Origin of the sequence: Streptococcus xiaochunlingii (genome assembly GCF_006385805.1) — a bacterium.
GTDB lineage: Bacteria > Bacillota > Bacilli > Lactobacillales > Streptococcaceae > Streptococcus > Streptococcus xiaochunlingii.
In genome coordinates, this window is sequence record NZ_VFSG01000001.1 from 143892 (window position 1) to 161785 (window position 17894).

At 42.1% G+C, this 17894-nt stretch carries 14 protein-coding genes and 1 pseudogene; 13 read left to right on the plus strand and 2 right to left on the minus strand.

Features of this window, described 5'->3' with window-relative positions; all coding sequences use genetic code 11:
* Positions 1–134 precede the first annotated feature (134 nt).
* From FJR71_RS00830 to FJR71_RS00865, 8 genes and pseudogenes are all read left to right on the plus strand, one after another.
* Positions 135–1607 carry a helicase HerA-like domain-containing protein gene (locus FJR71_RS00830; RefSeq protein WP_048689198.1) on the plus strand — a complete coding sequence of 491 codons (1473 nt, stop codon included), beginning with the start codon at positions 135–137 and terminating at the stop codon, positions 1605–1607.
* Between the two features lie 141 nt (positions 1608–1748).
* A pseudogene (locus FJR71_RS00835) lies at positions 1749–2801 on the plus strand (serine hydrolase).
* A gap of 143 nt (positions 2802–2944) precedes the next feature.
* Complete coding sequence (locus tag FJR71_RS00840) at positions 2945–3631, plus strand: Crp/Fnr family transcriptional regulator (RefSeq protein ID WP_048689203.1); 687 nt, start codon at positions 2945–2947, stop codon at positions 3629–3631.
* Positions 3632–3896: 265 nt separating this feature from the next.
* Positions 3897–5126 (plus strand): arginine deiminase, encoded by a 1230-nt coding sequence (arcA, locus tag FJR71_RS00845; RefSeq protein WP_140813856.1) that lies wholly within the window; start codon positions 3897–3899, stop codon positions 5124–5126.
* A gap of 95 nt (positions 5127–5221) precedes the next feature.
* Entirely contained in the window at positions 5222–6238 is a 1017-nt protein-coding gene (gene argF, locus FJR71_RS00850; protein ID WP_048689206.1) for an ornithine carbamoyltransferase, read from the plus strand.
* A gap of 85 nt (positions 6239–6323) precedes the next feature.
* Positions 6324–7268: a carbamate kinase gene (arcC, locus tag FJR71_RS00855; protein WP_048689208.1), complete on the plus strand. Its 945-nt coding sequence runs from the start codon at positions 6324–6326 to the stop codon at positions 7266–7268.
* 203 nt (positions 7269–7471) lie between these two features.
* Positions 7472–8986 (plus strand): YfcC family protein, encoded by a 1515-nt coding sequence (locus tag FJR71_RS00860; protein WP_048689211.1) that lies wholly within the window; start codon positions 7472–7474, stop codon positions 8984–8986.
* 19 nt (positions 8987–9005) lie between these two features.
* Complete coding sequence (locus FJR71_RS00865) at positions 9006–10346, plus strand: dipeptidase (RefSeq protein WP_140813857.1); 1341 nt, start codon at positions 9006–9008, stop codon at positions 10344–10346.
* A gap of 197 nt (positions 10347–10543) precedes the next feature.
* Here FJR71_RS00865 and FJR71_RS00875 read toward each other — a convergent pair whose 3' ends face one another.
* Positions 10544–11014, minus strand: coding sequence for an arginine repressor (locus FJR71_RS00875; protein ID WP_048689219.1), 471 nt, complete (start codon positions 11012–11014; stop codon positions 10544–10546).
* A gap of 11 nt (positions 11015–11025) precedes the next feature.
* Entirely contained in the window at positions 11026–12054 is a 1029-nt protein-coding gene (queA, locus tag FJR71_RS00880; RefSeq protein ID WP_023026605.1) for a tRNA preQ1(34) S-adenosylmethionine ribosyltransferase-isomerase QueA, read from the minus strand.
* 203 nt (positions 12055–12257) lie between these two features.
* Here queA and FJR71_RS00885 point away from each other — a divergent pair, with 203 nt between their 5' ends.
* The 5 genes from FJR71_RS00885 to FJR71_RS00905 all read left to right on the plus strand — a co-directional run bounded on the left by FJR71_RS00885 (position 12258) and on the right by FJR71_RS00905 (position 17858).
* Complete coding sequence (locus FJR71_RS00885) at positions 12258–12959, plus strand: glucosamine-6-phosphate deaminase (RefSeq protein WP_061563763.1); 702 nt, start codon at positions 12258–12260, stop codon at positions 12957–12959.
* Positions 12960–13066: 107 nt separating this feature from the next.
* Positions 13067–14401, plus strand: coding sequence for a DUF1958 domain-containing protein (locus FJR71_RS00890; protein WP_140813858.1), 1335 nt, complete (start codon positions 13067–13069; stop codon positions 14399–14401).
* A gap of 72 nt (positions 14402–14473) precedes the next feature.
* The gene (locus FJR71_RS00895) at positions 14474–15637 is read left to right on the plus strand and encodes an MFS transporter (protein WP_140813859.1); all 1164 of its coding nucleotides are present in this window, start codon (positions 14474–14476) and stop codon (positions 15635–15637) included.
* Positions 15638–15720: 83 nt separating this feature from the next.
* Positions 15721–17010, plus strand: a complete 1290-nt coding sequence (locus FJR71_RS00900; protein ID WP_140813860.1) for a DUF1958 domain-containing protein — start codon at positions 15721–15723, stop codon at positions 17008–17010.
* Positions 17011–17303: 293 nt separating this feature from the next.
* Complete coding sequence (locus FJR71_RS00905) at positions 17304–17858, plus strand: hypothetical protein (RefSeq protein ID WP_125329621.1); 555 nt, start codon at positions 17304–17306, stop codon at positions 17856–17858.
* Positions 17859–17894 lie beyond the last annotated feature (36 nt).

Sequence of the window (17894 nt, forward strand, 5' to 3'; positions counted from 1 at the left end):
ATTTCTTGCGTTTATACCTGAAAATGATACACTAGAAGAGTATGTGAAAGTGAGGAGAAAGGCTTCCTACATAAGGAAGAAGCCGTGTCACTTTTTCAGAAAAAAACTGTACCTCAACAAAAGGGAGAATAAAAATGACAAGTATTACGATTACAAAAGGAGCAGTGGATACACCACTTTATCTAAAAATGCTCAACCGCCACGGGTTAATTGCAGGGGCTACTGGTACAGGGAAAACCGTGACCCTAAAAGTCATTACTGAAAAATTAAGTCAGCAAGGGATTCCAGTGTTTCTAGCAGATATCAAGGGAGATCTTTCAGGTCTTGCTAAAGCCGGACAATGGACGCCAAAGATGGAAGAGCGCTATAAACTACTTGGTATTACAGATCCTTTTGAACCTCAAGCTTTTCCAGTTCGCTTATGGGATGTCTTTGGTCAAGCAGGTCATCCAGTCCGTGCTACGATTGAAGGAATGGGCTCTCTTTTGCTAGCGCGCTTGTTGGACCTCAACGAAACGCAAACAGGGATTTTGGCCATCGTCTTTAAATTAGCCAAAGAAAAAAATTGGCCTTTAATTGATTTGAAGGATTTGCAGAGTCTTTTGAAGGAAGTCTATGACCATGCCTCAGATTATTCCGCTCAATACGGCAATATCAGTAAACAATCAGTAGGAGCTATTCAACGAAGCTTGTTAGTGCTAGAGCAAGAGGGGGCAGATCAATTCTTCGGAGAGCCTGCCTTGGATCTTCAAGATTTTATGCAATTGGACAGCAGTGGACGAGGCTACATCAACATTCTATCAGCGACTCGTCTTTTCAACTCCCCTAAGCTCTATTCAACCTTCCTTATCTGGATGTTGTCTCGTCTGTTCGAGACCTTACCAGAAGTTGGAGATCTAGAAAAACCAAAATTTGTCTTCTTCTTTGATGAAGCCCACCTCTTGTTTAATGATGCGAGCAAGCTCTTCCTTGAAAAAGTTGAGCAAGTCGTTCGCCTTATCCGGTCTAAAGGAGTGGGGATCTACTTTATTACACAGAATCCTCAAGATCTCCCTGAGTCTGTATTGGCCCAGCTTGGGAATCGTGTTCAACATGCCTTGCGTGCCTATACGCCAAAAGAAATGAAAGCTATTAAAGTTGCTGCTCAAAGCTTTCGACCAAACCCAGAATTTGATACGGAAACTGTCTTGACGGAGTTGGGAACAGGGGAAGCTCTCGTCTCCTTCCTAAATGAAAAGGGGCAACCAAGTGTGGTGGAACGTTCTTATATTTTGTCTCCACAATCGAGCTTTGATTTGTTAAACGAGAGTGAACAGTTGGCCTTGATTACCAGCTCTCCTTTCCATCAAAAATATGCTGTTCGAGTAGACAATGAATCAGCTTATGAAAAGTTGACTGAAAAATCTGCTAGAGAAGAGAAGGAAAAGGAGCGGGAAGAGGAAGAAAAGACCAGAGTAGCAGAGGAAAAGACTAGTCAAAAACGGAGTCCGGGCCGTCCGCGGAAATCTAGTTTAGAAAAGGCCAAAGATTCCTTTATCAGTTCCTTGTTCCGTACCATTGCGCGTGAAGTGGCAAAACTAATCATGGGATCCTTTAAGCGGAAATAAGACAGTCAAAAGGGGATGGATTCTTAGGATATGAAGAAGGATTGACCTAGAAATCGCTAAAAAATTTCTTCTATAAGAAATCGTTTTCTGAACTGGAAATACCTTGTTATTTTAAAGAGAATCTTTTATAATTAACTTCATATGAAAAAAATATTTAATGTTCGATCGATCATGATTGTGTTGGGGATTTTATTATGTATAGGAGGAGTTGGAGCGTTAACTTACCTCCATCTTTATCAGGCTCCTGCCTCGTCGCTTGCTCAAGATGGAACGACGGCTCAAGCAGTGGACTCCAAGCAAGAGAAGCAAGCACTCCAACCTCCTCGTGTCAAAACTCCTGAGGAGAAACAAGCTGTCATGGATCAAGACCGTGAAACCATGGAGAATTTAGGTCTTGTCTATGATTATGCCAATAAAGGCTTGGTAGAAGTAGTACAAGACTACATGGCTGAATATGGTATTGATCCTTCCCAAATTACCTTTACCTATAAAAATCCTGCGACAGGCCAACAGTTTTCAATGAATGAGTTGCAGCCGATGACAGCTGGAAGTACCTATAAACTGCCCCTCAATATGTTAGTCATGGATGAAGTCGATGCAGGGAAGTTAAACTTAACGGATGAATTTGATATTACCAATACTTACTACGAGTACCTTTGAGAGCACGATAATTATGTAGCTGCCTTTGGTGGCGCTATGACGATTCCAGATATGCAGCGTTATTCTCTTGTCTATTCAGAAAATACGCCGGCATATGCCTTGGCCGACCGCTTTGGTGGTATGGACAATGTCTATGAGAAGTATGAAAAATATGGAAAATCCCGGGCAGAAATAAAAACCATTAGTCCTGAAAACAAAACGACATCTGATTACTATATTCAAGTCTTGGACTATCTTTGGAATCACAAAGAAAAGTATGGGACCTTGCTAGAATTGATCGGAGAGTCCTTCCCGAATGAATACTACAAACGGTATTTACCAGATTTAGTCATTCAGCAAAAACCTGGTTATGTAGCGGAAGCCCTCAATGTCGAAGCCATCGTTTACGAACAAACACCCTACCTCATCTCGATTTTTACAGCTGGTCTAGGGGGAACTACTCCAGAAAGTACGGAGATCAGTGGATACGGTCTTCATTTACTTGGTCAACTCTGCTATGTGATTAATGAATGGCACCGTGTAAATGTCAACTAACGATTTAGAACCTTTCCCAAAAACGTTTTGGGAAGGTTTTTTCTTAGCAAAAATAAGTTTCATGGTTAAAATCTTGGTGACATTCTTTGAGGTCAGTGAATAAATATGATATAATAACTAAAGAACCCAAAGAAAGAATAGAAATGATTACAAAAGAAGATTATCAGTTGATTCGCTCCCATTCAGCTTTCTCTGCGATTCCAGTTGAAAAATTTGATAAATTAGCTGTCGAAATCCATTATAGAGAAATCCCAAAGGGACAGATCCTATTTTTTGCCGGTGATAAGCGCGATCGAATTTTTTTAGTGGTAAAAGGCTATGTTCGTATTGAGGAGTTTGACTCTTCAGATACCTTCTCGTATATGGATTACATTAAAGAAGGAGCCGTCTTCCCATACGGTGGTATGTTTACAGATTCAACTTATCACTATACAGCCACTTCCATGACAACCGTTAAATACTTCAGTATTCCTGTTCAGCTTTATGAGGAAATTGTTCAGTCCAGTATGGAACAAGTTCTCTTTATAACGAGAAAACTTTCAAAAATTTTGGAATTCCAGGAGTTGCGACTTCGCAATGTGGTCGCAGCCAGTGCCAGTGATCGTGTGATCCAATCCTTAGCTCTACTCTGTATGGATTATCAAAAGTTTGGTCCAACCATTCCTTTTCCGATGAGCATGAAAGAGTTGGCCAGATTAGCTGCAACGACGAGAGAAACGGTCAATCAAGTATTAAAGAAGCTCCTAGAAGAGGAGAGAATCGAGTACAAGCATAAGAAATTAACTTTTCTTGATCTTCCATTCTTTTTAGATAGTTTTGAAGAAGCTTAGTAAGGCTTCTTTTATTTTCTGTCAAAAACGATAAAAGTTCTTCAATTTAAATAAAAAATATTTACCCGCAAAAAGAATATATATAATAAAATATCCAAAGAAAGCGGTTCATATTTCATAAAATGATGGTAATATTTAAAAAAACGTCAGATTCTTGGCATTCGTAATGGAAGATTGGTTGTGAAAGCGGTACCAATTGGTGATAAAATGAAACATGTAAACGGGATTAGCTAAGCTAAACCGCAAGAAAAAAGGAGGACTATAGATGTCTACACACCCAATTCATGTTTTCTCAGAAATTGGAAAACTGAAAAAAGTTTGTTTGCACCGTCCAGGTAAAGAGTTGGAAAACTTGATGCCTGACTATCTTGAACGTCTTCTTTTTGATGATATTCCATTCTTGGAAGATGCTCAAAAAGAACACGATGCATTTGCTGAAGCACTTCGTAACGAAGGAATCGAAGTACTTTATCTTGAACAGTTGGCTGCTGAGTCATTGACTTCTCCAGAAATTCGCGATCAGTTTATCGAAGAATACCTTGAAGAAGCAAACATTCGTGGACGCCAAACAAAAATTGCGATCCGTGAATTTCTTCACAGCATTGAAGACAACCAAGAATTGGTTGAAAAAACAATGGCAGGGGTTCAAAAAGCTGAACTTCCAGAAATTCCTGAAGAAGCAAAAGGATTGACAGACCTTGTTGAATCTGACTACCCATTTGCAATCGACCCAATGCCAAACTTGTACTTCACACGTGACCCATTTGCTACAATTGGTAATGCAGTATCATTGAACCACATGTACGCAGATACACGTAACCGTGAAACTTTGTATGGTAAATACATCTTCAAATACCACCCAGTTTACGGTGGAAAAGTTGAACTTGTCTACAACCGTGAAGAAGATACTCGTATCGAAGGTGGAGATGAGTTGGTACTTTCTAAAGATGTATTGGCAGTTGGTATCTCACAACGTACAGATGCTGCATCAATCGAAAAATTGTTGGTAAACATCTTCAAGAAGAACGTTGGCTTCAAGAAAGTATTGGCCTTCGAATTTGCTAACAACCGTAAATTCATGCACTTGGATACAGTATTCACAATGGTGGACTACGATAAATTCACAATCCACCCAGAAATCCAAGGTAACCTTCGCGTCTTCTCTGTAACTTATGAAAACGAACAATTGAAGATCGTTGAAGAAAAAGGTGATTTGGCTGAATTGCTTGCTGAAAACCTTGGTGTTGAAAAAGTTACTTTGATTCCATGTGGAGATGGCAACATCGTTGCTGCTGCGCGTGAACAATGGAACGACGGATCAAATACTCTTACAATCGCACCTGGTGTGGTAGTTGTATACGACCGTAACACTGTAACCAACAAGAAATTAGAAGAATACGGACTTCGTTTGATCAAGATCCGCGGAAGTGAATTGGTTCGCGGTCGTGGTGGACCTCGTTGTATGTCAATGCCATTCGAACGTGAAGAAATCTAATCATCCTTCTACAGGTTAGACGGGCTCAGTGTCTAAACTGAGCCCTCTAAACTGGTTGACAGGATCCAATCAAGCATAATAAAAGGAGATAATTAATGACAACTTCAGTATTCCAAGGACGTAGCTTTTTAGCAGAAAAAGACTTTACACGTGCAGAGTTAGAATACCTTATCGGACTTTCAGCTCACTTGAAAGATCTTAAAAAACGCAACATTGAACACCGCTACCTAGCTGGTAAAAACATTGCGCTTTTGTTTGAAAAAACTTCAACTCGTACTCGTGCAGCCTTCACTACTGCAGCCATCGACCTTGGTGCTCACCCAGAATACCTTGGTGCAAATGACATCCAACTCGGTAAAAAAGAATCTACAGAAGATACTGCTAAAGTTCTTGGACGTATGTTTGACGGTATTGAATTCCGTGGTTTCAGCCAACGTATGGTTGAAGAATTGGCTGAATTCTCAGGTGTTCCAGTATGGAATGGTTTGACTGACGAATGGCACCCAACTCAAATGCTTGCAGACTACTTGACTGTTCAAGAAAACTTTGGACGCCTTGAAGGTTTGACACTTGTGTACTGTGGTGACGGACGTAACAACGTTGCAAACAGCCTTCTTGTAACAGGTGCTATCCTTGGTGTGAACGTACACATCTTCTCACCAAAAGAACTCTTCCCAGAACAAGAAATTGTTGAATTGGCAGAAGGATTCGCAAAAGAAAGTGGCGCTCATATCTTGATCACTGAAGATGCTGACGAAGCTGTGAAAGGTGCAGATGTACTTTACACTGACGTTTGGGTATCTATGGGTGAAGAAGACAAATTTGCAGAACGCGTTGCCCTTTTGAAACCTTACCAAGTAAACATGGAATTGGTTAAGAAAGCTGATAACGAAGACTTGATCTTCTTGCACTGCTTGCCAGCTTTCCACGACACAAACACTGTTTATGGTAAAGATGTTGCTGAAAAATTCGGCGTAGAAGAAATGGAAGTTACTGACGAAGTGTTCCGTAGCAAATATGCTCGTCACTTTGACCAAGCTGAAAACCGTATGCACACCATCAAAGCGGTGATGGCAGCTACTCTTGGTAACTTGTACATTCCAAAAGTTTAAGACTTTATAACCGTATACCAACAGCTATAGGGGCTGGACTGCTAGCTTTAGTCCTGCCCCTATTTTTTATAGAAAGGGAAAACCTATGTCAAGAAAAATCGTCGTTGCTTTGGGAGGAAACGCCATCCTTTCATCTGATCCTTCTGCAAAAGCTCAACAAGAAGCACTTGTAGAAACAGCAAAACACTTAGTCAAATTAATCAAAAATGGGGATGACTTGATCATCACTCACGGAAATGGTCCTCAAGTAGGAAACCTTTTGCTCCAACACTTGGCAGCTGATTCTGAAAAGAACCCAGCTTTCCCATTGGATTCATTGGTTGCAATGACTGAAGGAAGCATTGGTTTCTGGCTTCAAAACGCTCTTCAAAATGCTCTTCTTGAAGAAGGAATTGAAAAGGATGTGGCTTCAGTTGTGACACAAGTCGTTGTGGATAAGAACGACCCAGCCTTTGTCAACCTCAGCAAACCAATCGGTCCATTCTACTCAGAAGAAGAAGCAAAAGCAGAAGCTGAAAAATCTGGAGCAACCTTTAAGGAAGATGCTGGTCGTGGCTGGCGTAAAGTTGTTGCTTCACCAAAACCAGTGGATATCAAAGAAATCAATACCATCCGTACCTTGTTGAACGACGGACAAGTCGTTGTTGCTGCTGGTGGTGGCGGTATCCCAGTTGTGAAAGAAGCAAATGGTAGCTTGACTGGTGTTGAAGCTGTTATCGACAAAGACTTTGCATCACAACGTTTGGCTGAGTTAGTAGAAGCAGACCTCTTCATCGTTTTGACCGGTGTAGACTATGTTTTTGTGAACTACAACAAACCAGACCAAGAAAAATTGGAACATGTTAATGTTGCTCAATTGGAAGAGTACATCAAACAAGATCAATTTGCACCAGGAAGTATGCTTCCTAAAGTAGAAGCTGCCATCGCCTTTGTAAACGGTCGTCCAGAAGGAAAAGCAGTTATCACTTCACTTGAAAACCTTGGCGCTTTGATTGAGTCTGAAAGTGGAACAATTATCGTTAAAGACTAATTCATGTACATGAGTGAGGGGAGTGAACCCATATTTACAGGAGTTTGTACAAAGTTCCTCCCCTATTTTTTTCTAAAAAAGATTAGGAAAAACTAGTTTTTTAATCTTAAATATGATAAAATTAACATATAGGTAAGCGCTTTCTAAAAGTTTAACCTTTTGAAAGACTCACTCAAATTTTGTTGCGTTAGGAGGATAAACAAATGAGTGAAAAAGCGAAAAAAGGGTTTAAGATGCCTTCATCTTATACCGTATTGTTAATCATCATTGCGTTTATGGCAGTGATGACTTGGATTATCCCAGCAGGGGCTTTTGTCGATGGTGTGTATAAATCACAACCTCAAAACCCTCAAGGTATCTGGGATGTATTGATGGCACCGATTCGTGCTATGCTAGGAACGACTCCTGAAGAAGGATCTTTGATTAAAGGAACTAGTGCAGCGATTGACGTAGCCTTCTTCATCTTGATGGTTGGTGGTTTCCTTGGTGTAGTCAATGAAACTGGTATGCTAGACACTGGTATTGCTTCTATCGTGAAGAAATACAAGGGTCGCGAAAAAATGTTGATTTTGGTGCTTATGCCTTTGTTTGCCCTTGGTGGTACAACTTATGGTATGGGTGAAGAAACCATGGCCTTCTATCCTCTCCTTGTGCCAGTTATGATGGCCGTTGGATTTGATAGCTTGACTGGGGTAGCCATTATCTTGCTCGGTTCACAGATTGGATGTTTGGCGTCTACCTTGAACCCATTCGCGACAGGTATCGCATCTTCAACTGCAGGTGTTGGTCTTGGGGAAGGGATCATCCTTCGTTTGATCTTCTGGGTTGTCTTGACTGGTCTTAGCACTTGGTTTGTATACAAGTATGCAGATAAGATCCAAAAAGACCCAACTAAATCCCTCACTTATGCAACTCGTGAAGAAGATATGAAATTCTTCAATGTTGGTGAAGATGAAGAAAATGTTAATTCAACTCTTTCAAAGAAACAAAAACAAGTCTTTGTACTCTTTGTATTGACCTTTATTTTGATGGTCTTGAGTTTCATTCCATGGGGTGACTTAGGTATTTCCTTCTTTGGTGACTTTAACACTTGGTTAACTAGTCTTCCAGTAGTTGGTAAGATTGTTGGTGGTTCAACTGCAGCCCTAGGTACTTGGTACTTCCCTGAAGGAGCAATGCTCTTCGCCTTTATGGGTATCTTGATTGGTATTGTCTACGGATTGAAAGAAGAACAAATCATTTCTTCATTTATGACTGGTGCAGCTGACTTGCTCAGCGTAGCCTTGATCGTAGCGATTGCACGTGGTATCCAAGTTATCATGAACAACGGTATGATCACAGATACGATCCTTAACTGGGGTAAACAAGGACTCAGTGGTCTATCTTCTCAAGTCTTCATCGTCTTGACTTATATCTTCTACTTGCCAATGTCATTCTTGATCCCATCATCTTCTGGTCTTGCCAGTGCGACAATGGGTATCATGGCTCCATTGGGAGAATTCGTCAATGTACGTCCTAGCTTGATTATCACTGCCTACCAATCTGCATCTGGTGTCTTGAACTTGATCGCACCAACTTCTGGTATCGTAATGGGAGCTCTTGCTCTTGGACGTATCAACATTGCAACTTGGTGGAAATTCATGGCAAAACTTGTTGTTGCCGTTATTGTAATCACCATTGCCCTCCTTCTTCTCGGAACTTTCGTTCCATTCCTATAAGAAGTAAAGAGGTGATTCCATGAAAATTGAGATTACAAATCAAGTCAAAGATGACTTTCTAGCTTCATTAAAGACTCTGATTTCTTATCCTTCGGTTTTAAACGAAGGTGAAAATGGAACACCGTTTGGACAAGCTATCCAAGATGTCCTTGAGAAAACGTTAGAAATTGCTCAAGAAATGGGCTTTCAAACTTATCTAGATCCTGAAGGATACTATGGATATGCAGAGATCGGTCAGGGGGAAGAACTCCTGGCCGTTCTTTGTCACTTGGATGTTGTTCCAGCCGGTGATTTAGAAGATTGGCAAACGCCACCTTTTGAGGCGACTCTGAAAGATGGATGGTTGATTGGACGTGGAGTACAAGATGATAAGGGGCCATCCCTTGCGGCGCTTTACGCAGTTAAGAGCCTACTCGACCAAGGAGTTGTATTTACCAAACGGATTCGCTTTATATTTGGTACGGACGAGGAAACTCTCTGGCGCTGTATGAACCGCTACAATCAGATAGAAGAAAAAGCAGATCTTGGCTTTGCTCCAGATTCGTCCTTCCCATTAACCTATGCTGAAAAAGGCTTGCTTCAAGTCAAGCTCCATGGACCAGGTTGGGAGGATCGTCCCTTACAAGCTGGTCGTGCCCTCAATGTGGTGCCAGATAAGGCTGCCTATAGTGGGCAACGCTTAGAGGAACTCTTACCAGTCATCGAGCAAAGTGGTGTGAAGTATACAGAAGAAGCAGGAGCAGTAACCGTTCTTGGTCTATCTAAACACTCCAAGGATGCAGCTGAGGGTGTCAATGCCATTGTAGGCTTAGCTGAAAGCCTTTCCTTGATCCAGCCTCATCCAGCCCTTCTCTTTATTGCAGATGCCGTTGGGAAAGATGCGACAGGAGCAGCTCTCTTTGGTGAAATCAAAGATGAACCAAGTGGTGCTCTTTCCTTCAATATTGCAACCCTATCCATTGATGAACAGCAATCTGAAATCGGGATTGATATTCGGATCCCTGTCTTAGCGGATAAGGAGGCCTTGGTAAAACGTTTAAGTGAGGTGGCAGCTAGCTATCAACTTCAGTATGAAGAGTTTGATTATGTAGCTCCACTATACGTCCCACTAGACAGTCCATTGGTGAGTACTCTGATGGCGGTCTACCAAGAAGAAACGGGGGATCAGACCCCAGCTATGTCCTCAGGGGGAGCGACCTTTGCGCGAACCATGGAAAATTGTGTAGCTTATGGGGCCCTCTTCCCTGATGCTCTCCAAACAGAGCACCAGGCGAATGAACGAGCTAAACTGGATGATTTATATCGTGCAATGGAAATCTATGCAGAGACCATTCGACGATTAGCAGCCAAGGAAGCTTAATAGAGATTAGAAAAAAGAGGCTGGGACAAAAGTCCTAGCCTCTCAATTATTTTTGGATTGTCGAGAAAGACGCAGTGGTTGAGTGGGCTCTACTACGCTGATTTCATCAGCTTTTACAGCCCTACTCAACTGTGCGGAGGTGGGACGACGAAATCGAATTCTAACGAATTACCGATTTCTGTCCCACTCTCTTTCTTTTATTTGCTAAAGAAGAAGGGAGGGGTGAATTCTTTCAATTTTTCAAAGCAGTCCAAGGCCCCCTGATTGTCTTCACAAATGATAAGGCAGACGTCATCTCCGCAGACGGTTGCAACAATTTGCGGCAATTCAAGGGCATCTAAGATGGCCCCGAAGGACTGGGCCAGACCAGGTAGAGTTTTGACGACTACTTGGTTTTGGACGGGACGAAGCATGACAAGGGCATCTTCCATATAAAAACGCAGTCGGTTTTCCCAACGAGATGGGGCAATGCTATTGATGGCATAGTAAGAGCTATCCCCTTCGTTAATTTTTACCAGATTCAAGGATTTGACATCTCTCGAGAGGGTGGACTGGGTCACGATGATGCCGTTGGCTTCCAGGCTGTCCTGCAATTCTTGTTGGGTTCGAATTTTCTTTTCTGAAATAATAGACCGGATCAGGCGGTGGCGACTTTCAATCTTATTCATAAGGGCTCTCCTTATTTGATAAACATAGCATCTCCAAAGCTAAAGAAACGGTAGCCTTGGTCGATAGCGTGCTGATAAGCATCCAGAGTGAGTTCTCGACCTGCGAAGGCAGAAACGAGCATGACTAAGGTTGATTTTGGTAAGTGGAAGTTGGTTGAAAAGGCGTCGACAACCTGCCACTGATAGCCTGGTTTGATAAAGATATTGGTCCAACCAGAGTCGGCTTGTAACTCTCCATTAAACTTGTTCCCAATTGTTTCTAAAGTTCGGATAGAAGTGGTCCCAACGGCAACGATGCGGTGTCCACTTGCTTTGACTTGTCGAAGGGTTTGGGCGGCTTCTTCAGAGAGTTGATAAAATTCAGAATGCATCTCATGTTGGTCTAGATTATCGACGGATACAGGACGGAAGGTTCCCAGTCCGACATGAAGGGTTAAATAAACCAAGTGAACCCCTTTGTCTTCGATCTTTTGTAAGAGCTCTGGTGTGAAATGGAGGCCAGCTGTAGGAGCTGCGGCAGATCCATTTTCTTTGGCATAGACCGTCTGGTAACGTTCCTGATCTTCTAATTTTTCATGGATGTAAGGTGGTAGGGGCATTTCTCCTAAACTTTCCAAGACTTCAAGGAAAATTCCTTGGTAAGAAAACTCTACGATACATCCTCCGTGTTCCAGCTTTTTGATTAGGGTCGCTTGAAGACGTCCATCGCCAAAGCTGACGACCCCTCCCTCTTTGAGACGTTTGGCAGGTTTAGCAAGAACCTCCCATTGATCGCCCTCAATATTTTTTAAGAGAAGAAGCTCCACATGCCCTCCTGTATCCGGTTTGACCCCATGGAGACGAGCTGGAAGGACACGGGTATTGTTCATAACCAAAGCATCCCCTGGTTCTAATTCATTGATAATGGCGTCAAAATGCTGGTCTTCCATCTGACCCGTTTGTCGATTGAGGATTAGTAGTTTTGAGGCATCGCGCTTCTCTAGTGGGGTTTGCGCAATTAACTCCTCGGGGAGGTGGAAATCAAAGTCATTCGTGTTCATGTTCTCTCCTTGTATCTAAATTCTTCTATTTCTTACATTTAACCTTCCCCATTATATCATGAAATAATAGTGAAACAAAGGAAATCACTAGCCGAATTTTAAAGGGATGAAGGTAAAAAATCCTTTTCTAACATCAAGAAAGCGCTTGACAAAAATTGGTCTATACCATATAATGAATATAAGAAATAAGCGGAGGATTTATCATGAAAGTTATTGAAGTAGCCAATCAAGTCGAAGGAGGGCAGGTTGCTTTTGACCTGCTAAAAGAAAAGTTAGAGCAGGGTGCCAAAACTCTGGGGCTTGCGACTGGAAGCAGTCCACTTGAATTTTATAAATTGATTCGGGAGAGTGACCTGGATTTCTCAGACATGGTCAGTGTCAACTTGGATGAGTATGTCGGCTTGACGGGAGAAGATCCTCAATCTTATCGTTACTTTATGCAGGAAAATTTATTCAATGCAAAGCCTTTTAAAGTTAGCTATCTTCCAAAAGGAAACGAAGATACTGCAGAAGAAGAAACAGCTCATTACAATGAAATTTTGGCCCAACATCCAGTAGATCTGCAAATTCTAGGGATCGGTCGCAACGGCCACATTGGTTTTAACGAACCAGGCACGCCATTTGACAGCCAAACGCATTTGGTCCATTTGGATCAATCAACGATTGAAGCCAACTCTCGCTTCTTTGAAAAAATTGAAGATGTTCCAACTCAAGCCATCTCCATGGGGATTGCGAACATTCTTGCTGCCAAGTCTATCATTCTCTTTGCCTATGGAGAATCAAAAGCAGAAGCTATTGCAGGAATGGTTAATGGTCCAAAAACAGAGAGTTTACCAGCAAGTGCCCTTCAAGGTCATCCAGATGTCGTGATTATTGCTGACCAAGCAGCCTTGAGCTTACTGTAACCAGTTGAAAAAGAGAGACCTATCTGAAATATCCTGAAAGATAGGTTTTTTTATAGAGTGAAGTATGGTACAATAAGATAAAATTCTATATTTGAGGAAAATATATTTTGAAAAAGAAGTTGCTCGTTTTAGGAATCGTTGTCCTATCTCTGTTTCGGCCTCTGTCAATCGTAGCGGATGAGCTAGTGGATATGGCGCAAAAAATGTATCCCAATGATCATGTGCAAGCCTATAATCGACCAAGGTCCTCTCTCGTCATTGATGCGAATACCGGGGATGTTTTGTGGAGAGACAATATTGATGAAGTGCGGGATCCAGCAAGTATGAGTAAGCTTATGACTCTGTATCTGCTCTTCGAAACCATGAAAGAGGGGAAGATTACCAAAGATACGGTTGTCACTGCAACGGCTGCGGATCAATCCATGTCAAAAATCTATGAGATTTCCAACAATAACATCGTTGCAGGAGTGGACTATACGGTCTCTGAATTGATTACCATGACGGCTGTTCCATCCTCCAATGTGGCTACGATTATGTTGGCTAATCTCCTTTCTAACCACGATGCGGATGCCTTTATTCAGCGGATGAACGAAAAGTCCAAGGAGTTGGGGATGACCAATACCATTTGGAACAATCCGAGTGGAGCGGCCATTTCAACCTTCCAAGGTTTATATACCAGCTATAACTATCCAAATGATGCGGCCAACCAGACAACTGCAAGAGATTTGGCGATTCTCGTCTATCATTTCGTGAAAGAATATCCTGAGATCCTCAGCTATACCAATCAGGCTAAGGTGACCGTGAAACAAGGAACTCCTTATGAGGAGACTTTTGATACCTATAACTATTCCTTGCCAGGAGCTAGATATGCTCTTGAAGGAGTAGATGGTCTGAAGACAGGTTCGAGTCCACGCGGTGCCTTCAACTATATCGCAACCGCTAAACGAGGAGAGCAACGAATTATCTCCGTAGTCATGGGAGTTGGTGATTGGTCTGACCAGGATGGCGAATACTATCGACATCCATTTGGCAATGCCTTGATCGAAAAAGCTTTTGCAGATTATAGTTATAAGAAGTTATTGGATAAGGGTGTTCAGACGATTGATGGAAAGACCTACACACTAGATCAACCTTTCTATGCTACGGTGAAAAAGGGAGAAGAGGATCCAAAACTCGTTGTCAAAGATGGACAGGTTGAGGCGGATTCAGGCTTGATGACCCTATCAGAAAAGATTTCTGATGGACTTCCAGTAAAAGAAGGAGCAGTGAATCAATCGGATACCCAAAGTACTACGGCTTCAACTACAGGGAAATCCTTCCATTTTCCTCTTGAAAGCTTGGTCATTCTGATTCCAATTTTCATTCTCGCTATGATTCTGTATTTAGAAAAAGCCCATCGCAAACAACGTGCGCGCAAGGCTCAGGATCGATACAAAGAATAAAGGATTAAAACTCAACTGAAATCCAGTTGGGTTTTGTCATTGCATCTTATATTTAAATTTGAAAGGAAACTAATGAAAGCATTTCGAAATTCCTATCCTGCTTATTTATTTTTATATAGTTTTTACTTCATGTCGACTGCTCTCTTTACGACTTTAATCTCTGTCTATCTGATAGGCCAGCAGTATTCAGCCAGTCAGGTATCTAATTTGGTGTCGACAGCCTTTTTCCTATCTATGCTTACCCAGCCCTTATTTGGTTATATCAATGAACGATTTGGTATTGTTAAAATCACGACCTTGAGCTTAGGAGTCCTCATGGCAGGAGTAGGTGGCTTTATCTGGGCCCCTAACTTCTTTTGGTTGACGATCTTTTATGGCTTGGTATTGCTGTGTCTAAATGGGACGGCTCCCATGATGGAGATTTTAGCTACCCAGAGTCCCTATGCTTTTGGAAAAATCCGCGTTTGGGGGACGCTAGGGTATGCGGCTGGAGCCCACCTAACTGGTTGGCTCTATGCTCATCTTAGCCCTCAGTCTGTATACTATTGTGTATTGGTCACGATCCTTCTTAGTTTCTTTACTTTAGGGGCTATCCGTATTGACAAGACCAATCGGGTACAAAAAGAAGCTGTATCGATCCGGCCTCTGCTCCACAATGGACCCTATCTCTTTTTCCTATTACTGATGGGGCTTGTGTCGGGCGTGGGGAATATTGGCCATACCTATATTCCAGCTCTTTTAATGGATAGTGGGCTCCCTGTTCAGATAGCCTCTACGGTTGTGGCCATATCTGTCGTAGTCGAAGCACCCCTCATCTTTTTCTCAGATCGTTTTATGGACCATTGGCCCATGCGCTTACTGATTTTGCTTCCTGTGGGGATTCTCTTGCTCCAGTATCTCATCTATGCTCTTCCAAGTCCTGTCTTCTTAAAAGTGCTGGTCACTCTGTTGGCCAAGCATACTACGGGGATGGTCTTGGTTATGGTCTCCTTGCGTTTTATCTCCCAACAAGTGGATAAGAAAGATCTAGTCTTAGCCATGGCTCTCGTGCAGGGAGTGCGCTATCTTAGTACCATTCTCTTGCAACCGCTAGCAGCTTTCTTTGTAGATCACGGAGGATTTTCAATGATGAGTTACTTCTTGGTGATTATCCTGATCCTCGTCCTTCTACTAAGTATCTTCTTAAAGATGCCAAAAGGAAAATCTCCAGGTCTCTTTAGGAAAACGAAGGAGTAAAAAGTTTAGGAAATAGAGTTTGTGAACAGCAGGACTTATGCTATAATGGAGAACGATGATGTTTATGAAAGAAATGAGAGAGAATGAAGTTTAAACGTGCCTTAATTGCGACACTTTCCCTTAGTTGCCTATGTTTCCCAATGCTAGCAAAGGCGGATGATATTTACCAACAAGAAGATATCATGTCAATCACAGAAAAATCAGGGACTTCGGTGGATGAATTTTTCCGTCCCAAGGCTGATATTGTTGTTGATGCTCATACAGGAGCTATTCTTTATGGCGATAATATTGATGCTCCTCGTGACTCCGGTAGTATGGCCAAATTGATGTCCGTCTATGTTCTTCTGAGAGCTATTAAAGAAGGGCAGCTGGATTATGATACCATGATTACTGCGACAGATACGGATGTGATCATTTCTCAAAATCAGAAGTTGAGCAATAGTCCCATTGTGGCGGGGGCTCAGTACAAGGTATCGACCCTCCTAAATATGATTTTTGTTCCTTCATCCAGTGCGGCGACCATCATGATTGCCAATAAGGTGTCTGGAGGAGATCCAGATAAATTCTTGGATTTGATGAACCAGCGGGCCCATGAAATTGGAATGACCAATACCAAGTGGAACAATCCTAATGGTGCCCCAACTGCAGTCCTAGATGGCTACTATAATCCGACCCGCTATGATCAAAATGCCATTAACCAAACAACAGCAAGAGATATGTCTATTTTGGCCTATCACATAGTTAACGAGTTCCCTGAAATACTCAACTATACTAAAAATGCCAAGATAACCCTCTTCCAAGGTACAGATTATGAAGAAACCCATGAAAATTATAATTATTCCTTGGAAGGTGGAAGATATTCTCTAAAGGGAGCGGATGGCCTAAAAACCGGCTCTAGTCCGACAGCAGATTATAATTACACCTTGACGGTTAATCGCGGAAATCAGCGATTTGTTCAAGTCATTATGGGAGTCGGCAACTATGATGTGGAAATTGCAGAGAGCCTGCGCCACGTCATTGGAAATGCCCTGATTGAAAGACTCTATCAGGATTATGAGTACAAAGAGGTTCTGCCGGCGGGGGATCACACGATTCAGGGGCAAACCTATCACTTAGACAAACCCTTCTATGCTACAGTGAAAAGAGGGACGAATCCAGAGATCAGTGTTCAAAATGGCCAGCTACAAATTGCCAATGGCTTGCAAACTGTTTCTCCGTCCATTCAGCAAACGCAGGCTGTAAGCGCAGTAGAAGCGCCTCATCAGAAGTCCACTAGCATGCGTCAAAAAGGCTGGGATCCAATGTGGCTCTGTTGCTTCCTTCCTTTTATTTTCTTAAGAATTTTCTTTAACGTGAGATATAAGAGAAGATAAGAAGATTTCCGTATTTGGAAATCTTAAATTAAAGAAATAATATTCCTAGAAACTTCCATAGGTGAGTACGGACGTCATGGAACTTCGAAGAAGTTCCATGACTAATTAAGATATAAAGGGCGTCTGCGGATAAAGTCAAAATAGGAAGTTTGACGCAGAATCTTTTGATTCTAGGAGAACTTATCTTTTTGACACAATCCGCAGCCCGTGTTCAATTAGTTTTGGATCTAAGGCTCCAAAACTCCCGAGCTTGATGCTAAAATGGTAGTGGAAGCTTAAAAAGGAGAGAGTGAATGAAAAAAATACTTTTATCGACGCTTGCTTTAATAGGAGTGATGGGGCTAGTAGCCTGCTCAAATCAAGAAGGGACCTCGTCCAGTGAAAAGTCTGTAAAGGAAACACGCCAGTCTTCAACCTCCTCTCAGGGCAAGAAAGTGACCAGCTTGAAAGGATCCTCAGAGTCTCCTTTTGTCTTGTATACAGATGAGGAACTTGAAAATGCTAGAACTGTTGGAGACTTTAAAGCGCTCTATGCTTTAATGATGGACCGAACCGTTGCTCATTCAGAGGAAGCAGGAGCATCACTGACGGGCTCAGCTAAAGAGACCTATGAGACCTATCTGAAAGATTTGAAAGAGAAAATGGAAACGAGCAAGGCCCGCTTTAATGAATCTATGGATACGATAGGGTCCGAAGATACCGAAGTTCCGGAAACTACTCGTGCAACCATTGTTGAAAAATTTGAAACGGCTCGAAAACAAGCTGAAGCATCTGAAAATGGGACCGCTCCATCATCGGAAACTCCAAATCTGGCATCAGACGAGAATTCGAGTGAGTCAGATCAATAAGCGAGGGATGTTTTTAAACGTCTCGTCTAGGATGGA

Excerpts from the sequence above, each read along its gene's own strand:
- FJR71_RS00885 (WP_061563763.1), top strand. The coding sequence starts at position 12,258 with ATGAAAGTTATTGAAGTAGCCAATCAAGTCGAAGGAGGGCAGGTTGCT.
- FJR71_RS00905 (WP_125329621.1), top strand. The coding sequence starts at position 17,304 with ATGAAAAAAATACTTTTATCGACGCTTGCTTTAATAGGAGTGATGGGG.
- FJR71_RS00865 (WP_140813857.1), top strand. The coding sequence starts at position 9,006 with ATGAAAATTGAGATTACAAATCAAGTCAAAGATGACTTTCTAGCTTCA.
- FJR71_RS00840 (WP_048689203.1), top strand. The coding sequence starts at position 2,945 with ATGATTACAAAAGAAGATTATCAGTTGATTCGCTCCCATTCAGCTTTC.
- FJR71_RS00875 (WP_048689219.1), bottom strand. The coding sequence starts at position 11,014 with ATGAATAAGATTGAAAGTCGCCACCGCCTGATCCGGTCTATTATTTCA.
- arcA (WP_140813856.1), top strand. The coding sequence starts at position 3,897 with ATGTCTACACACCCAATTCATGTTTTCTCAGAAATTGGAAAACTGAAA.
- arcC (WP_048689208.1), top strand. The coding sequence starts at position 6,324 with ATGTCAAGAAAAATCGTCGTTGCTTTGGGAGGAAACGCCATCCTTTCA.
- FJR71_RS00900 (WP_140813860.1), top strand. The coding sequence starts at position 15,721 with ATGAAGTTTAAACGTGCCTTAATTGCGACACTTTCCCTTAGTTGCCTA.
- FJR71_RS00860 (WP_048689211.1), top strand. The coding sequence starts at position 7,472 with ATGAGTGAAAAAGCGAAAAAAGGGTTTAAGATGCCTTCATCTTATACC.
- FJR71_RS00895 (WP_140813859.1), top strand. The coding sequence starts at position 14,474 with ATGAAAGCATTTCGAAATTCCTATCCTGCTTATTTATTTTTATATAGT.
- FJR71_RS00830 (WP_048689198.1), top strand. The coding sequence starts at position 135 with ATGACAAGTATTACGATTACAAAAGGAGCAGTGGATACACCACTTTAT.
- queA (WP_023026605.1), bottom strand. The coding sequence starts at position 12,054 with ATGAACACGAATGACTTTGATTTCCACCTCCCCGAGGAGTTAATTGCG.
- argF (WP_048689206.1), top strand. The coding sequence starts at position 5,222 with ATGACAACTTCAGTATTCCAAGGACGTAGCTTTTTAGCAGAAAAAGAC.